General features: G+C 59.5%; 11 protein-coding genes and 2 pseudogenes. 11 read left to right on the forward strand and 2 right to left on the reverse strand.

The genetic code is table 11. From position 1 onward, the window contains the following. Nucleotides 1–109: 109 nt before the first annotated feature. The 9 genes and pseudogenes from gap (at nt 110) to CKW17_RS20580 (ending at nt 10,756) form a co-directional block, all read left to right on the forward strand. The gene (gene gap / locus CKW17_RS20545; RefSeq protein WP_034153396.1) at nt 110–1,111 is read left to right on the forward strand and encodes a type I glyceraldehyde-3-phosphate dehydrogenase; all 1,002 of its coding nucleotides are present in this window, start codon (nt 110–112) and stop codon (nt 1,109–1,111) included. Between the two features lie 190 nt (nt 1,112–1,301). Continuing rightward, complete coding sequence (locus CKW17_RS20550) at nt 1,302–1,829, forward strand: RNA polymerase sigma factor (RefSeq protein ID WP_095121288.1); 528 nt, start codon at nt 1,302–1,304, stop codon at nt 1,827–1,829. Nucleotides 1,830–1,930: 101 nt separating this feature from the next. Further along, complete coding sequence (locus tag CKW17_RS20555) at nt 1,931–2,896, forward strand: FecR domain-containing protein (protein ID WP_095121289.1); 966 nt, start codon at nt 1,931–1,933, stop codon at nt 2,894–2,896. 121 nt (nt 2,897–3,017) lie between these two features. Further along, nucleotides 3,018–5,603, forward strand: a complete 2,586-nt coding sequence (locus CKW17_RS20560; protein ID WP_095121290.1) for a TonB-dependent receptor — start codon at nt 3,018–3,020, stop codon at nt 5,601–5,603. A 111-nt stretch (nt 5,604–5,714) separates the two neighbouring features. Continuing rightward, nucleotides 5,715–6,311: a biliverdin-producing heme oxygenase gene (locus tag CKW17_RS20565; RefSeq protein WP_016983709.1), complete on the forward strand. Its 597-nt coding sequence runs from the start codon at nt 5,715–5,717 to the stop codon at nt 6,309–6,311. 164 nt (nt 6,312–6,475) lie between these two features. Further along, a complete protein-coding gene (locus CKW17_RS20570; RefSeq protein WP_095121292.1) occupies nt 6,476–6,886 on the forward strand; it encodes a YbaN family protein in 411 nt (136 codons plus the stop codon). 463 nt (nt 6,887–7,349) lie between these two features. Further along, nucleotides 7,350–8,309, forward strand: a pseudogene (locus CKW17_RS30850) (cache domain-containing protein); the annotation flags it as partial. 378 nt (nt 8,310–8,687) lie between these two features. Next, a pseudogene (locus CKW17_RS30855) lies at nt 8,688–9,215 on the forward strand (methyl-accepting chemotaxis protein); the annotation flags it as partial. Nucleotides 9,216–9,406: 191 nt separating this feature from the next. Further along, nucleotides 9,407–10,756: a CoA transferase gene (locus CKW17_RS20580; protein WP_095121294.1), complete on the forward strand. Its 1,350-nt coding sequence runs from the start codon at nt 9,407–9,409 to the stop codon at nt 10,754–10,756. A gap of 989 nt (nt 10,757–11,745) precedes the next feature. Here CKW17_RS20580 and CKW17_RS20585 read toward each other — a convergent pair. Further along, nucleotides 11,746–12,609, reverse strand: a complete 864-nt coding sequence (locus CKW17_RS20585; RefSeq protein WP_095121296.1) for a DNA-3-methyladenine glycosylase — start codon at nt 12,607–12,609, stop codon at nt 11,746–11,748. Continuing rightward, the gene (gene arcD / locus CKW17_RS20590) at nt 12,606–14,033 is read right to left on the reverse strand and encodes an arginine-ornithine antiporter (protein WP_095121298.1); all 1,428 of its coding nucleotides are present in this window, start codon (nt 14,031–14,033) and stop codon (nt 12,606–12,608) included. Before arcD (CKW17_RS20590) ends, CKW17_RS20585 begins: the two co-directional genes overlap by 4 nt. A 438-nt stretch (nt 14,034–14,471) precedes the next feature. Here arcD (CKW17_RS20590) and arcD (CKW17_RS20595) point away from each other — a divergent pair, with 438 nt between their 5' ends. Beyond that, nucleotides 14,472–15,899, forward strand: coding sequence for an arginine-ornithine antiporter (arcD, locus tag CKW17_RS20595; protein ID WP_095121300.1), 1,428 nt, complete (start codon nt 14,472–14,474; stop codon nt 15,897–15,899). 33 nt (nt 15,900–15,932) lie between these two features. Continuing rightward, the gene (gene arcA / locus CKW17_RS20600) at nt 15,933–17,189 is read left to right on the forward strand and encodes an arginine deiminase (protein ID WP_095121301.1); all 1,257 of its coding nucleotides are present in this window, start codon (nt 15,933–15,935) and stop codon (nt 17,187–17,189) included. Nucleotides 17,190–17,245: the final 56 nt, after the last annotated feature.

Raw genomic sequence — 17,245 nt, forward strand, 5'->3', positions numbered from 1 at the left:
GGTCACTCGTTGTAGATAAAACAAAATATTGCCACTAAAAAGGCTTGTTTTCTATTTTTATGCGAATAATCTTGTAATTCCAACAACAAAACGACGGCGGCGCTGTTCCATGACTCTTCGAATCGCAATCAATGGTTTTGGCCGCATCGGCCGTAATGTCCTGCGCGCACTGTATACCCAAGGCTATCGACAGGATTTGCAGATCGTCGCCATCAACGATCTCGGCGACAGCTCGATCAATGCTCATCTGCTCAAATACGACACCGTTCACGGCACGTTCGACGCGCAAGTCGAGCATGACAACGAAAGTCTGACCGTCAACGGCGACCGCATTGCGGTCAGCGCGATTCGCAACCCGGCCGAGTTGCCATGGGCGGCGGAAAAGATTGATGTGGTGTTCGAATGCACCGGTCTCTTTACCGATCGCGCCAAAGCGGCCGCACATATTACTGCCGGCGCACGCAAAGTGATCATCTCCGCTCCGGCCAAAGGTGCCGACGCCACCGTTGTTTACGGTGTGAACCACGACATTCTGCGCCAGTCGCACCAGATCATCTCCAACGCTTCGTGCACCACCAACTGCCTGGCACCGGTGGCGCAGGTGCTGCACCGTGAGCTGGGCATTGAGAGCGGCTTGATGACCACCATTCATGCCTACACCAACGATCAGAACCTGACTGACGTCTATCACACCGACCCGTACCGCGCGCGTTCGGCCACGCAGAACATGATCCCGAGCAAGACCGGCGCTGCTGAAGCGGTGGGCCTGGTGTTGCCGGAACTGGCGGGCAAACTGACCGGCATGGCCGTGCGGGTGCCGGTGATCAATGTGTCGCTGGTGGACCTGACCGTACAGCTGAAAAAAGAAGCCAGCGCCGAGGAAGTCAACGCGCTGATGAAAGCCGCCAGCCAACACTCGAAGATTCTCGGCTTCAATACCCTGCCGCTGGTGTCCAGCGACTTCAACCATAACCCGCTGTCGTCGATCTTCGACGCCAACCACACCAAATCCAGCGGCAAACTGCTGAAAGTGCTGGCCTGGTATGACAACGAGTGGGGCTTCTCCAACCGCATGCTGGATAACTGCCTGGCGCTGTGTAACGCCGAATAACTCCCTGCTTTTTGTAGGAGTGAGCCTGCTCGCGATTGCTATCTGTCAGTCACAGATGTTGTGGCTGATCGACCGCTATCGCGAGCAGGCTCACTCCTACAGGGGTTTTGTGCTGTATTTGAAATCAGGGCTTGACCATTCAACTAGATGATAAGCATTATCATTCGCTTGAAATCGATCAGGTCCTCCCGTGAGTCAATCGCGCTTCAACCACGTCTTCCTCACCCAGCGCACGTCCTTGCTGCGCACGCTGGAACGGATGGTCAACAATCACAGCACCGCTGAAGACCTGCTGCAGGAGACCTACCTGCGCGTGACGCGGGCGTTGAGCGAGCGGGCCATCGATCACCTCGAACCTTTTGTCTTCCAGACCGCGCGCAATCTGGCGCTGGATCATTTGCGCGCGCGCAAGATCCACTCGCGCACCATGGTCGATGATGTGCCGCAGGATGTCGTGCACAGCGTCGCCGCCCCCGCCAGCAGCGCCGAAGATGCCGCCCACGCCGAACAGATGCTGGAGCGCTTGAACGTGAGCCTCAGTCAACTCAGCCCCCGCCAGCAGCAGATTTTCATCCTCAGCCGTTTGCACGGGAACAGTTATCAGGAAATCGCTGACGAACTGAATGTTTCCCTCAGCACCGTACAGAAAGAACTGAAGCTGATCATGAGCATTTGCATCGGTGTCGCTGAACGACACGACAGCAGCGGCAAGCTGTAAGCTTCAAGCTCCAAGTAAAAACGAAAAGCAGTACACGCATCTGGCTTGCAGCTCGCAGCTTGACGCTAGAAACTGCTTCGCCAGAAGCCCGAGGAAACACCGTGACGGACACCCACCGCTCGCCTTCGCCGGATTCGGTGCAGGACGCTGCAAACGCAATGGACCAGGCTTTGGACTGGCTCATCGTGCTCGGCAGCCCGGACGAGGAGCAGACCCGGCAGTTCCATGCCTGGCTGGCGGCCGATCCGTTGAATGCCGAAACGTTCGCCAAGGCCCAGGCGATCTGGGACGGCCCGCAAGTCGCCCTGTGCGCACAAAGCCTGGCGGCGAAACCTGCGAAAGTCACCTTCCTCAAGCGTCTGCGTCCGCACTGGAAACCGCTGGCCACCGCCGCGGTGCTGATCCTTGGCTTGTTCAGTTTCAGTAATCTGCCGATGCGCCTTCAGGCCGATCACCTCACGGTGGTTGGCGAGCGTCAGCGCCTGCAATTGGAAGACGGCTCGAAAGTCCTGCTCAATACCAATTCGGCATTCTCCAGCACCATCAACGATCAACAGCGCGTTGCCCGGTTGTTTCAGGGCGAAGCGTTTTTCGAGATCGCCAGTGGCCGCAGTCAACCGCTGGAAATCGATGCCGGGCCAGTCACTGCCAGCGTGCGCGATACCGCGTTCGCCGTGCGTTATCTCGATGGCGTCGCGCAGGTCAATGTGCAGCGCGGCGATGTCGATTTGCGCGCCACGCACAACGACGCCCGCGTGCGTCTGACTGCCGGCGAGAGCATCCGCATCGGTCCCAACGGTTTCGACCGCCCGGCCAAACTCGACGCCAACACCGATCTGGCCTGGGTGCAGGGCCGACTGGTGTTCGAGAACTGCCCGCTTAATCAGGTGCTGGCCGAATTGCGCCGCTACTATCCAGGCTGGATCATCAACACCAACGAGCAACTGGCGGACGTTGCCGTGACCGGCAATTACCGTCTCGATCAGCCGCTCGACGTGGTTCGTTCCCTCGCTCAGATCACCTCGGCGCAACTGAAAGAATTCCCCGCCGTGGTCATCCTGAACTAAATGAGAATTATTTTTACTCGATAGCCAACGTCAGTACGTCTCGTTATAGCCAATGCAATTGATTCGCAACACGCGAAGCCAATCAGCCCTATAAAGATTCGTGCGACACGGAGCGCTATCGATGTCCTCACGCCTTACCCGCCAGACTTCCTCCCCTTCCCGCGTATTGTCGCTGCTGACCGCGGCCATTCTGATGGCCGGCACTGCACCGGTGATGGCGGCCACTGAGCAACCGACGCGAAACATGGGCGATTACTCGTTCGCCATCGGCCAGCAGCCGCTGGTGTCGGCACTCAATGCCTTCACCGCCGTGACCGGTTGGCAGGTCGGCTTGCCGGCAGAACTGGGTCAGGGCGTGTCGTCGCCGGGTGTGCGTGGCTCGTTGCCCCCAGAAAAAGCCCTGGAGCGTCTGTTGGTGGGGACCAACCTGAGCTTCCGCAAAATCAGCAACAACAATGTGGTGCTGGAAAAGCGCAACAACAGCGGCACACTCAACCTCGATCAGGTGACCATCAGCGCCACCCGTCAGGAGCAGTCGGTCAATAGCGTGCCGGCCACTGTCACCGTGCAGACCCGCCAGGATCTGGACCGCAACAACGTCAACACCATCAAGGATCTGGTGCGTTACGAGCCGGGCGTTTCCGTCGGCGGCGCCGGTCAGCGTGGCGGTATCAGCGGCTATAACATTCGCGGCATCGACGGCGACCGCATCCTGACGCAAGTCGACGGCGTCGAAGTCCCGGACGGTTTCTTCAACGGCCCGTACGCCAAGACCCAGCGCAACTACGTTGACCCGGAAATCGTCAAACGCGTGGAAATCCTCCGTGGTCCGGCCTCGGTGCTGTACGGCAGCAACGCCATCGGCGGCGCCGTCAGCTATTACACCCTCGATGCCGACGACATCATCAAGCCGGGCAAAGATGTCGGTGCGCGCCTGAAAACCGGTTACAGCTCCGCCGATGACAGCTGGCTGAAGTCCGCCACCGTGGCCGGCCGCGCTGACCAGTTCGACGGCCTGCTGCACTACAGCCAGCGCGACGGTCACGAAACCGATTCCTATGGCAGCAACAATGGCACTGGCCTTGAGCGCACCGCCGCCAACCCGGAGGATGTCAACGCCTACAACGTGCTGGCCAAGATCGGCTGGAACTACAACGAAGATTCGCGTCTGGGCCTGACCTACGAAAAGTACAAGGATGATCGCGACACCGATCAGAAAAGTGCCTACGGCGGCCCGTACTTCAACGGCGCCCCGACCATCCCCGACAGCGTGTTGCCCGGCGGCATGTATCAGTGGCGCACCGGTAACGACACCATCACCCGTGAACGTATCGGCATCGAACACTCGTTCGCCCTCGACAGCCTGCTGGTCGATAACGTGAAGTGGAGCCTCAACCACCAGATCGCCAAGACTGACCAGAGCACCACCGAGTTCTACTACCCGATCACCCGTAAAGTGCTGCGTACTCGCGACACGATTTACGAAGAAAAGCAGTGGGTCTTCGATGCGCAACTGGACAAGGCGTTCGCCATCGGCGCCACCGATCACGTGCTGACTTACGGCACCACCATCAAGCAGCAGAAAGTCACCGGCTCGCGCAGCGGCGACGGCACCTGCCTAGCCGTCGGTCGCGGCTGCACCGCCATTGGTGCGACCAGCACCGCTGACGTGCTGGCCAAGGCCACCGACTTCCCGGACCCGACCATCAACACCTACAGCGTGTTTGCTCAGGATCAGATCAGCTGGAACAACTGGACCTTCCTGCCGGGCCTGCGCTACGACTACACCCAGCTCAAGCCGCACATCACTCAGGAATTCCTCAACACCGTGGCGGCGGACGGCCAAGGCACGGTCAGCGACGAGAACAAGACCTGGCACAAAGTCTCGCCGAAATTCGGCCTGACCTACGCCCTGACCGAGAACTACACCTGGTACGGTCAGTACGCCGAAGGCTTCCGCACCCCGACCGCGAAAGCCCTGTACGGCCGCTTCGAAAACACCACCACTGGTTACAGCGTGGCGCCGAACCCGGACCTCGAACCGGAAAAAAGCAAAAGCTATGAAACCGGTCTGCGCGGCAACTTCGAACACGGTTCGTTCGACGTAGCGGTGTTCTACAACAAGTACCGCGATTTCATTAACGAAGACGCCGTGACCCCGGGCCGCAACGAGCTGACCTTCCAGTCGGCCAACATCAAGCACGCCACCATCAAGGGTGCGGAAGTCAAAGGTCGTCTGAATCTGGATGCGTTCGGCGCGCCGCAAGGCCTCTACACCCAAGGTTCTATCGCCTACGCCTACGGTCGCAACAACGACAACGGCGAGCCGATCAACAGCGTCAACCCGCTGACCGGCGTGTTCGGTCTGGGTTACGACCAGGACAATTACGGCGGTCTGCTGAGCTGGACTGTGGTGAAGAAAAAGGATCGCGTCGACGACAGCAACTTCAAGTCGCCGGATGGCGTCAGCAGCCAGTTCAAGACGCCGGGCTTCGGCATTCTGGATCTGGCCGGTTATTACAAAGTCACCGACGACGTCACCGTCAGCGGCGGCATCTACAACCTGACCGACAAGAAATACTGGCTGTGGGATGACGTGCGCGGTTACGACAGCGTCGGCGAAGCCTCGGTGACGCAGCCGGCCAACCTCGATCGCCTGACCCAACCGGGCCGCAACTTTGCGATCAACCTGATCTGGGACATCTGATCCGGCCAACCTCACTGCGCGTTTTCAGGCACTGCGCAGTGAGGTTTTTTTACGCTTGCACGTCGCCTTGTTCGTCTCGTTATCAAGCGCCTCTTTTATCAAGGACATGTCATGACCACTTCGGAAAAAGCCCTGCGTTCACAACGCCTGAACCAGATCACCCATGAGCCGCACAGCAAGCTCGACGCCCTGGTCAAAGCCCACGCGCCGTTCGAGACCCGCGCCAATTTCGCTCGTTTCGTCGTCGCGCAGTACCTGTTCCAGTCGGAACTGGTCGATCTGTACAACGATGCAGAATTGACTGCGATCGTCCCGGATCTGCCGGCGCGTTGCCGCGCTGAAGCGGCCAAGGCTGACCTTGCCGACCTCGACACTGAAGTGCCGGCACCGGTCGCAGGCGCGGTGAAAAATCCGAGCAAGGCTCGTGCGCTGGGCTGGATCTTTGTTTCCGAAGGTTCGAAGCTCGGTGCGGCGTTCCTGATCAAACGCGCCGTGGCCCTGGAGCTGAGCGAAACCTTTGGTGCCCGTCACCTCGGCGAGCCTGAAGGTGGCCGTGCCGAAGGCTGGAAAAGCTTCGTGCGCACCCTCGATTCGCTGCAGTTCAGCGCTGAAGAAGAAGCTGAAGTCGAGCAAGGTGCGATCGACGCGTTCAACCGCTTCACCGTGCTGCTGGAACAGGCTTACGCCACTGAAGCCGAACTGGCCTGAAGCAACACACATACCCTGTAGGAGTGAGCCTGCTCGCGATGGCGTCATGTCATTCAATATGAATGTCGACTGATACACCGCTATCGCGAGCAGGCTCACTCCTACAGGGGAACTGCGTAAGCCTGTAAGATCTCCATTCCGCTTCAGAAGCCACCGCGTAGCCCATGCCGCAACCCGCCTCCTCGAAACTCGCCCGCGTGCTGTTCGGCCTCTTGGCCTACGTCAGCCTCGGCATCGGCCTGATCGCCATCGTCGTGCCCGGCCTGCCGACCACCGAGTTCATCCTCCTCGCCGCCTGGGCCGCGACCCGCAGTTCGCCGCGTTTGAGTGCCTGGCTGGAAAACCATCGCTTGTTCGGGCCGATCCTGAGCAACTGGCGCAACGGCAAGATCATCGCGCGCAAGGCCAAGGTCAGTGCAACGGTGAGCATGTTGCTCTGCGCGACTTTAATGCTGGTGATGCTCGACCACGGCTGGCCGGTCTATCTGGCAATCGCCGGGATGAGCCTGGGCAATCTGTGGATCTGGTCGCGCCCGGAAACCATACGGGTCTGTACTGACCCGTCTTCACACTGAAACATCCCTGTAATTATTCGCTTTTTCAGCACTTTCCCCTGCGCAAACGTTTAGCGCTGACCGTCCGTCGGCACGCGCCTCATGCCCTCTGCTTCCACGCCGATGAGCATTGAATGGCGCTGAATGGACTTGGCGAACCGGGTAGTTCCTGCCCGACTGCCACCCGTTTATTCATTCGCGAGATCGCCCCATGTTCGACGCTCTGTCCATTCGCCTGAAAATCGTTCTGCTCTCCGGCCTGTGCCTGCTCGGTGTGGTTGCGCTGATCGTCGGCATGAACATCTACCAGACCAACCAGAACGACGAACTGGTCAGCAACTCCAGCAACCAGTTGCTCACCGCCAGCGTGCAGAATCTGTTGCAAGCCAAAGCCGCCGAACAAGCCGTGCGGGTGCAGAAAACCTTCGGCGAAAGCCTGACGGTGATCACGGCCGTGGCTGACCAGATCAAGGATATGCGCGTCATGGCCGCCAAGCGTTCGCTGGACGCCGGCGCCTTGCGTGAAGAGTTGAACCTGAGCCTGAAAACCGCTTTTGAGCGCAACGATAAAGTGCTCGGCATCTGGCTCGCTTTCGAACCGAACGCTCTCGACGGCAAGGACAGCGAATTCGCCAACGATGCCGCTCGCCAGTCCAATGAAGCCGGGCGCTTCGCCACGTACTGGAGCCGCGCCGCCGGCGCCTCGCTGAACACCATCATGGTCGAAGAAGACCTGACCAAAACCACCCTCAGCGTTAGCGGCACGCCCTACAACAGCTGGTACACCTGCCCTCGCAATGCCAAGCGCACCTGCCTGCTCGACCCGTATGCCGACACCGTCGGCGGCAAGGAAATGCTCATGACGACCATTTCCGTGCCGTTGATCGTCGACGGTAAAGCCATCGGCGTGGTCGGTGTCGACATTGCCCTCGATGCCCTGCAAGCGGCGGCCGTGGATTCCCAGCGCAATCTGTTCAACAACGCCGGGCATATGCTGATCGTCTCCGGCAGCGGCGTGCTCGCTGCCGACAGTTCCGACGCGACCAAGGTCGGCAAGAAAATCAGCGACACCCTCGGCGCCGATGGCAAGGATGTGCTGCAACTGCTGAGCTCCGGCACACCGAAGATTCTTGAACAAGGTGATTTGATTCGCGCCGTTTACCCAGTCGATCCAATTGGTAACTCGCGCGCCTGGGGCGTGGTCATCGACTTGCCGAAACAAGTACTGCTGGCTGACTCCGTCAAGCTGCAAGCGGTGCTCGATGATGCTCAGGAAACCGGTGTGATCACGGCGCTGCTGGTTGCTGTAGTCGCCGGTTTGATTGGCCTGTTGCTGATCTGGCTGACCGCGTCCGGCGTCACCCGCCCGATCAACAGCGTCGCCGAGATGCTGAAGAACATCGCCAGCGGCGAAGGCGATCTGACCCAACGTCTGAACTACAGCAAGCAGGATGAACTGGGCGAACTGGTGAACTGGTTCAACCGCTTCCTCGACAAGCTGCAACCGACTATCGCGCAGATCAAGCAGAGCATCACCGAAGCACGCGGCACCGCCGACCAGTCTTCGGAAATCGCCCGACAGACCAGCGAAGGCATGCAGGTGCAGTTCCGCGAGATCGACCAGGTCGCCACTGCCTCCAACGAAATGAGCGCCACCGCCCACGACGTCGCCAACAGCGCATCGAACGCCGCCAATGCCGCGAAAGGTGCCGATCAGTCGGCCAAGGACGGCATGTCGATCATCGAACGCAGCACCCGCGACATCAACCAACTGGCCGATGAAGTCAGCAAGGCAGTGACTGAGGTTGAAGCACTGGCGGTCAACAGCGAACAGATCGGCTCGGTACTGGAGGTGATCCGCAGCATCGCCGAACAGACCAACCTGCTCGCCCTCAACGCGGCGATTGAAGCCGCCCGTGCCGGTGAGAGTGGCCGTGGTTTTGCCGTGGTTGCCGACGAAGTACGCAACCTCGCCAAGCGCACGCAGGATTCGGTGGAAGAAATTCGCATAGTCATCGAAAAGATTCAGACCGGCACCCGTGGCGTGGTCGCGACCATGCATTCGAGCCAGACCCAGGCGCACAACAACGCCGGGCAGATTCGTCAGGCGGTGGATGCGCTGGGCAAGATCAGCGATGCGGTGACGGTGATCAGCGACATGAACTTGCAGATTGCCAGCGCGGCTGAGCAGCAGAGTGCGGTGGCGGAAGAGGTCAATCGCAATGTCTCGGCGATTCGGACCGTCACCGAGACGCTGACCGAGCAAGCCACTGAGTCGGCAGCGATCAGCAGCCAGCTCAATGCCCTGGCCAGTCAGCAGATGAAACTGATGGATCAGTTCCGCGTCTAGCAAACCGCAAAAATACCTGTGGGAGCGAGCCTGCTCGCGAAGACGGCAGCACATTCAACACTGATGTGACTGATTCACCGCTTTCGCGAGCAGGCTCGCTCCCACAGGGGTAAGTGTTCACCCGCTGGCGTTTTCATCTAACCCGACATTCTTTTGCACTATCATCGCCCTCTCGCTCCGGAGGGCCTTCGATGACTGATTTGCTCACGTCCATTCAAGCCGCACTCGGCTTGCCCCGCACGCCGATTACTTTCACCGAGCAAGGCGCTCTGCCCTCGACGTTCGCCGTCACTGAGCTTGCCTGCGCCAGCATGGCCGCTGCCGGTCAGGCCGTTAGCCAATTGATCGAACAGCAGACCGGCCAGCGACCTGCCGTTGAAGTCGATCGTCGATTGGCCTCGTTCTGGTTCGCCACATCAATCCGTCCCATCGGCTGGCAAGTTCCGCCACTGTGGGATCCAGTCGCAGGGGATTATCAGACTCGCGATGGCTGGATCCGCCTGCACACCAACGCCCCACATCACCGCGCTGCCGCTGAGCGTGTGCTCGGTGCCTGCGCCGACCGTGCCGCGATGGCGGTAAAAGTCGCGCGATGGGCGAGTACGGATCTGGAGCAAGCGGTGGTCGACGCCAAGGGTTGCGCCGCCGAAATGCGCAGCTGGGCACAGTGGCAGACTCATCCGCAGGGGCTCGCGGTGAATGCCGAGCCGCTGGTGCATTTCCTCGATTCGCAAGATGAACACAGCCAAGCGTGGCAAGGCTCGGTGACGCAACCGTTGGCCGGGATCAAGGTGCTGGATCTGACGCGCGTGCTCGCCGGCCCCACTGCCAGCCGTTTTCTCGCCGGCCTTGGCGCCGATGTATTGCGCATCGATTCCCCGACCTGGAATGAGCCTGGTGTCGTTCCGGAAATGACCCTCGGCAAACGCTGCGCGCGGCTTAACCTGCATGATCCGGCGGATCGCGCGGTGTTCGAAGGATTGTTGAAAGACGCCGACATTTTGCTGCACGGTTACCGCGCCGATGCGCTGGAGAAACTTGGTTTCGGCGCCGAACGCCGCCGGCAACTGGCACCGGGCCTGATCGATGTCGGTCTCAACGCTTACGGCTGGAGCGGCCCGTGGCAGAACCGCCGCGGTTTCGACAGTCTGGTGCAGATGAGCAGCGGCATTGCCGAGGCCGGGCAGCGCTGGCAGCAGGCTGAAAAGCCGACACCGTTGCCGGTGCAGGCGCTGGATCATGCGACCGGGTACCTTATGGCGGCGAGTGCGCTCAGGTTGCTGACTGAGCGGTTGGCGAATGGCCGAGCGGGCTCGGCGCGATTGTCGCTGGCGCGGACGGCGAAGTTGTTGATCGAGCATGGACCGGGGACAACGCAAGCGTTGCGCGTCAAGGATGAACAGGATCAGAGCACGTCAATAGAGCAGACTCCGTGGGGACCGGCGCATCGTTTGCAGGTGCCGGTGAAGATCAGCGGCACGCCGATTCAGTGGGCGTTTCCGGCTACAGAATTGGGTTCCCATCGACCACAGTGGAATTAAAAGCCCCTCACCCTAACCCTCTCCCAGAGGGAGAGGGGACTGATTGGGGGATATTGAAGAGATTCACCGACTTGAACGAATGTCGGTGAATCCGTAATCGACTCACTGTTTCAGGTCGATGGACAACGCAATACACCTCGGTCGGCCCCCCCTCTCCCTCCGGGAGAGAGACTGATTGGGGGATATTCGAGAGATGCACCGACTTGAACGATTGGCGCTGAATCCATAATCGACTCGGTCTTTCAGGTCGATGGACAACGCAATACACCTCGGTCGGCCCCCTCTCCCTCCGGGAGAGAGACTGATTGGGGGATATTCGAGAGATTCACCGACTTGAACGATTGGCGCTGAATCCATAATCGACTCGGTCTTTCAGGTCGATGTAAAACGCAGGACACCTCGGACGGCCCCCTCTCCCTCCGGGAGAGAGACTGATTGGGGGATATTGAAGAGATGCACCGACTTGAACGATCGGCTGTGAATCCATAATCGACTCGGTCTTTCAGGTCGATGTAAAACGCAGGACACCTCGGTCGGCCCCTCTCACTCCGGGAGAGAGACTGATTGGGGGATATTCGAGAGATTCACCGACTTGAACGCTTGGCGCTGCCCCCCTAATCGACTCGGTCTTGCAGGTCGATGCACAGCGCAACACACCTCAGTCGGCCCCTCTCCCTCCGGGGAGAGAGACTGATTCGGGGATATTCGAGAGATTCACCGACTTGAACGATTGGCGCTGAATCCATAATCGACTCGGTCTTTCAGGTCGATGGACAACGCAATACACCTCGGTCGGCCCCCTCTCCCTCCGGGAGAGAGACTGATTGGGGGATATTGAAGAGATGCACCGACTTGAACGATCGGCTGTGAATCCATAATCGACTCGGTCTTTCAGGTCGATGTACAACACAAGACACCTCGGTCGGCCCCCTCTCCCTCCGGGAGAGGGCTGGGGTGAGGGCTGCAATTTCAGGCCGAGCGATGATGTATCAATCTGCCCGGCTCAAAGAGGTCCACAACAGCTGCGCCGCATACCCTCGATAAGGCCGCCAGGCCTCGGCCCGCAAAGACAATTCCCGAGCGTTTGGTCGCTGCCCTTCCAGCACTTCCAACGCCCGTAACAACCCGACATCGCCGGTGGGAAACCCGTCCAGATCGCGCAACTGCCGCAACGCAATGTACTGCGCTGTCCACTCGCCAATCCCGTGCAACGCCAACAACCGCGCCACGCCGCCCTCGCGATTCGGTTCAAATAAAGAAGGCTCATCCAGCAATGCCTGTGCGACGCCCGACAGCGTGCGCCCACGACTTTTCGGCATGCCCAGCGCCGCCAGATCTGCCGCTGCCAACACGTGTGCCTCGGGAAACACATGCATCAATCCGGGCACTGTGGATACCAGCGGCGCGCCATATTGCGCCACCAGTTTCCCCGCCAGACGAATCGCCGCCACCACCGTAATCTGCTGCCCAAGCACCGCGCGAAACGCCAACTCCAACCCATCCCACGCACCGGGAATCCGCAACCCCGCGCGCTCGGCAATCAATCGCGCCAGCAACGGATCATTCGCCAGATGCGCTTGCATCAACGCCACATCAGCATCCAGATCAAACATCCGCCGCAACCTGACAACGATCTCGGGCACGGCTGCCGGATCAGGAAAGTCCAGCTCGACCTCCAGCGCATCCGCCGTCCCAAGCCACACCGAAACCGTACCGTGAACACCGTTCAACCCGATGCTGCGCGAGTACACACCCTCAACCACAACCTCCATCCCGACCACCGCCCGCGCCGCGAGAAACCCCAACATCGCCGCCCAGTCATACGGTGGCTGATACTCAAGCGACAACCTCACAACGACAGCACACCGCTGTACAAACCATAAGCCGCCAGCCCCGCACCGATGACCACGCAGGTAAAAATGCCCTTCTCGACATGGGTGAACAGTGGCTCGCCCGCCTCATGCTTGGCCTTGGCAAACAGGATCACCCCCGGCGCATACAACAGCGCCGACAACAGCAAATACTTCACCCCGCCGGCGTACAGCAACCACACCGCATACCCCAGGGCGATGCCGCCGATCAGCAAATCCTTGGTGCGCTCTGCCGAGGCATGCTCATAGGTTTCGCCACGTCCACTGAGCAACACCGCGTACGCCGCCGACCACAGGTACGGCACCAAAATCATCGACGACGCCAGATAAATCAGGCTGGTGTAAGTGCCCGCCGAAAAGAGCGTGATCAACAGGAAAACCTGGATCATCGCGTTGGTCAGCCACAACGCATTGACCGGCACGTGGTTCTTGTTTTCCTTTTTCAGGAACGCCGGCATGGTCTTGTCCTTGGCCGTGGCGAAGAGGATTTCCGCGCACAGCAACGCCCAGGACAGTAACGCGCCGAGCAGTGAAATCGCCAGCCCGATGCTGATCAGCAACGCGCCCCACGGCCCGACGATGTGCTCGAGCACCGCCGCCAGCGACGGGTTCTGCAAATTCGCCAGTTCCGGCTGGCTCATGATCCCCAGCGACAACACGTTGACCAGCACCAGCAGCGCCAGCACGCCGACAAAACCGATGACCGTGGCGCGACCGACGTCGCTGCGTTTTTCCGCCCGCGCCGAGTACACGCTGGCGCCTTCGATGCCGATGAACACGAACACCGTGACCAGCATCATGTTGCGCACCTGATCCATCACCCCGCCGAAATTCGGGTTGCTGGTGCCCCAGATGTCGCGGGTAAAAATGTCAGCCTTGAATGCCACCGCCGCGATGACGATGAACATGATCAGCGGTACGACTTTGGCCACCGTGGTCAGTTGATTGATCAGCGCCGCTTCCTTGATCCCGCGCATCACCAGAAAATGCACGGCCCACAGCAGCACCGAGGCGCAGCCGATGGCGATTGGCGTATTGCCCTGGCCAAACACCGGAAAAAAGTAACCGAGGGTGCTGAACAGCAAGACGAAATAACCGACGTTGCCCAGCCACGCACTGATCCAGTAACCCCACGCCGACGAGAAGCCCATGTAGTCGCCAAACCCGGCCTTGGCGTAGGCATACACGCCGGAATCCAGTTCGGGTTTGCGATTGGCCAGGGTCTGAAAGACGAACGCCAGAGTCAGCATGCCGATCGCGGTAATCCCCCAACCGATCAGGATCGCCCCGGCATCGGCGCGTGCCGCCATGTTCTGCGGCAGCGAGAAAATCCCCCCGCCAATCATCGAACCCACCACCAGGGCGATCAACGCGCCTAATCGCAGCTTTTGCGTCGGTTGCGACATTTCAGTTTCCCTTTGAAGTGTGGTGAGCGTGCATTTGTAACAACTATTAACTAAACGGATAAAGGTAGATGACGTTTATCAGGTAACGCCAGTTAACGCCTGTTTATATATAGCGGATGACGCTAACGCCTAGCACGTTAAGACAGTTTTGTGCGCTGATCCTGATAAATCAATTCTGTATTGAAAACAGAGGCTGAAAATTTGCCAAAAGCTGAAAAAGAACTAGCGTCATAATTCGAAAGTAATAATAGCCATTCCCAACAATGTAGCCACAACGCCTCTAGGACGGGCCTTGCGGGCAGGATATTTATGCCTTCAGTCGAAGCCTAAGTCATTCATTAACAATGGAATGTGACCATGCACTGATCTAAGTCAGCTGTTTGAACAGACAACAGAACTACGCTGTGATCTCTTCTCTCCTGCAATGGAGTCATGCAAATGTCTGAAGCTCCCGGAAAACTACGACTAGGTGCACTGGTTGCATTGGTAGTCGGCTCAATGATCGGTGGCGGGATATTCTCCTTGCCTCAAAACATGGCCGCCAGCGCCGATGTCGGTGCGGTACTTATCGGTTGGGCCATCACCGCTGTCGGCATGCTCACCCTCGCTTTTGTCTTTCAAACCCTCGCCAATCGCAAGCCTGACCTGGACGGCGGCGTCTACGCCTACGCCAAGGCCGGATTTGGCGATTACATGGGTTTCTCGTCCGCTTGGGGTTACTGGATCAGCGCCTGGCTGGGTAACGTCGGTTACTTCGTTCTGCTGTTCAGCACCCTCGGCTATTTCTTTCCGGTTTTCGGTGAGGGCAACACCGTTGCTGCGGTGATTGGCGCCTCGGTGCTGTTGTGGGCGGTGCACTTTCTGGTGCTGCGCGGGATCAAGGAAGCGGCGTTCATCAACCTGGTGACCACGGTCGCCAAGGTCGTACCGCTGCTGCTGTTCGTGTTGATCGCGGTGTTCGCCTTCAAACTGGACATCTTCACCGCCGACATCTGGGGCATCAAAAATCCCGATCTGGGCAGTGTGATGAACCAGGTGCGCAAGATGATGCTGGTCACCGTGTGGGTGTTCATCGGCATCGAGGGCGCGAGCATCTTCTCGGCCCGCGCGGAAAAACGCTCGGACGTCGGTAAGGCCACCGTGATCGGCTTCATCACCGTGCTGCTGTTTCTGGTGCTGGTGAACGTGCTGTCGCTGGGCATCATGACCCAACCGGAACTGGCGAAACTGCAGAACCCGTCGATGGCCGCCGTGCTTGAGCATGTGGTCGGTCACTGGGGCGCGGTGCTGATCAGCGTCGGTCTGATCATCTCCTTGCTGGGGGCGTTGCTGTCGTGGGTGCTGCTGTGTGCGGAGATCATGTTCGCCGCCGCCAAAGACCACACCATGCCGGAGTTCCTGCGTAAGGAAAATGCCAACCACGTACCGGTCAACGCCCTGTGGCTGACCAACGCGATGGTGCAGATTTTCCTGATCATCACGCTGTTCTCGGCCAGTACCTACCTGTCGCTGATCTACCTCGCCACTTCGATGATTCTGGTGCCGTACCTGTGGTCGGCGGCTTACGCCCTGCTGCTGGCGGTGCGCGGCGAGAGCTACGAAGGCTTCGCGGCCGAACGGCGCAAGGATCTGATTATCGGCGGCATCGCGCTGATCTACGCGGTGTGGCTGCTGTATGCCGGCGGGGTCAAGTACTTGCTGCTGTCGGCCCTGCTCTACGCACCTGGCGCGATCCTGTTCGCCAAAGCCAAGCTGGAACTCAAACAACCGATTTTCACTAACGTCGAGAAGCTGATTTTCGCCGCAGTGGTCGTGGGTGCCCTGGTGGCGGCCTACGGTCTCTACGACGGCTTCCTGACTCTGTAATCCCTGATTGATTTGTTATCTGGAGGATCTGAAATGACCACGGAAAAAGTTAAGTACGGCGTCCATTCCGAAGCCGGCAAACTGCGCAAAGTCATGGTGTGCTCCCCAGGTCTGGCCCATCAGCGGCTGACCCCGAACAACTGCGATGAACTGCTGTTCGATGACGTGCTCTGGGTGGCTCAGGCCAAGCGCGACCACTTCGACTTCGTCACCAAGATGCGTGAGCGCGGTATCGATGTGCTGGAAATGCACAACCTGCTGACCGACATCGTCGCTAACCCTGAGGCACTGGACTGGATTCTCGAGCGCAAGGTCACCGCCGACTCGGTGGGCCTGGGCCTGATCAATGAAGTGAAGTCCTGGCTGAAAAGCCTCGAGCCGCGGCACATCGCCGAATTCCTGATTGGCGGCGTATCCGCCGATGATCTGCCGGACAGTTTCGGCGGCAAGACCATCCAGATGTTCCGCGACTTCCTTGGCCACTCCAGCTTCATTCTGCCGCCGCTACCGAACACCCAGTTCACCCGCGACACCACTTGCTGGATCTACGGCGGCGTGACACTGAACCCGATGTACTGGCCAGCGCGTCGTCAGGAAACCCTGCTGACCACCGCCATCTACAAATTCCACCCGCAGTTCACCAACGCCGAATTCGAAATCTGGTACGGCGACCCGGACAAGGATCACGGCAGCTCCACCCTTGAGGGCGGCGACGTGATGCCAATCGGCAACGGCGTGGTGTTGATCGGCATGGGCGAACGCTCGTCCCGCCAAGCCATCGGCCAACTGGCGCTGAACCTGTTCAAGAACAAAGCCGTGGAAAAAGTCATCGTCGCCGGCCTGCCGAAGTCCCGCGCCGCGATGCACCTCGACACCGTGTTCAGCTTCTGCGACCGCGACCTGGTGACGATTTTCCCGGAAGTAGTGAATCAGATCGTCGCGTTCACCCTGCGCCCTGACGAAAGCAAGCAGGGCGGCATCGACATCCGCCGCGAAGAAGGCACTTTCCTCGACACCGTGGCCAAAGCCCTCAACCTGCCGAAGCTGCGCGTGGTGGAAACCGGCGGCAACAGCTTCGCCGCCGAACGCGAGCAATGGGACGACGGCAACAACGTGGTGGCCGTGGAACCGGGCGTGGTCATCGGCTACGACCGCAACACCTACACCAACACCCTGCTGCGCAAGGCCGGCGTGGAAGTCATCACCATCAGCGCCGGTGAGCTAGGCCGAGGCCGTGGCGGTGGCCACTGCATGACCTGCCCGATCATCCGCGACCCGATCGATTACTAAACGACCATCTCCCCGGCCGCACCCATCCCGTAGCGGCCGGGCCGATTACCGAATCC

This window comes from Pseudomonas sp. Irchel s3f10 (assembly GCF_900187515.1).
In the GTDB taxonomy this organism is placed as follows: Bacteria; Pseudomonadota; Gammaproteobacteria; order Pseudomonadales; family Pseudomonadaceae; genus Aquipseudomonas; species Aquipseudomonas tensinigenes.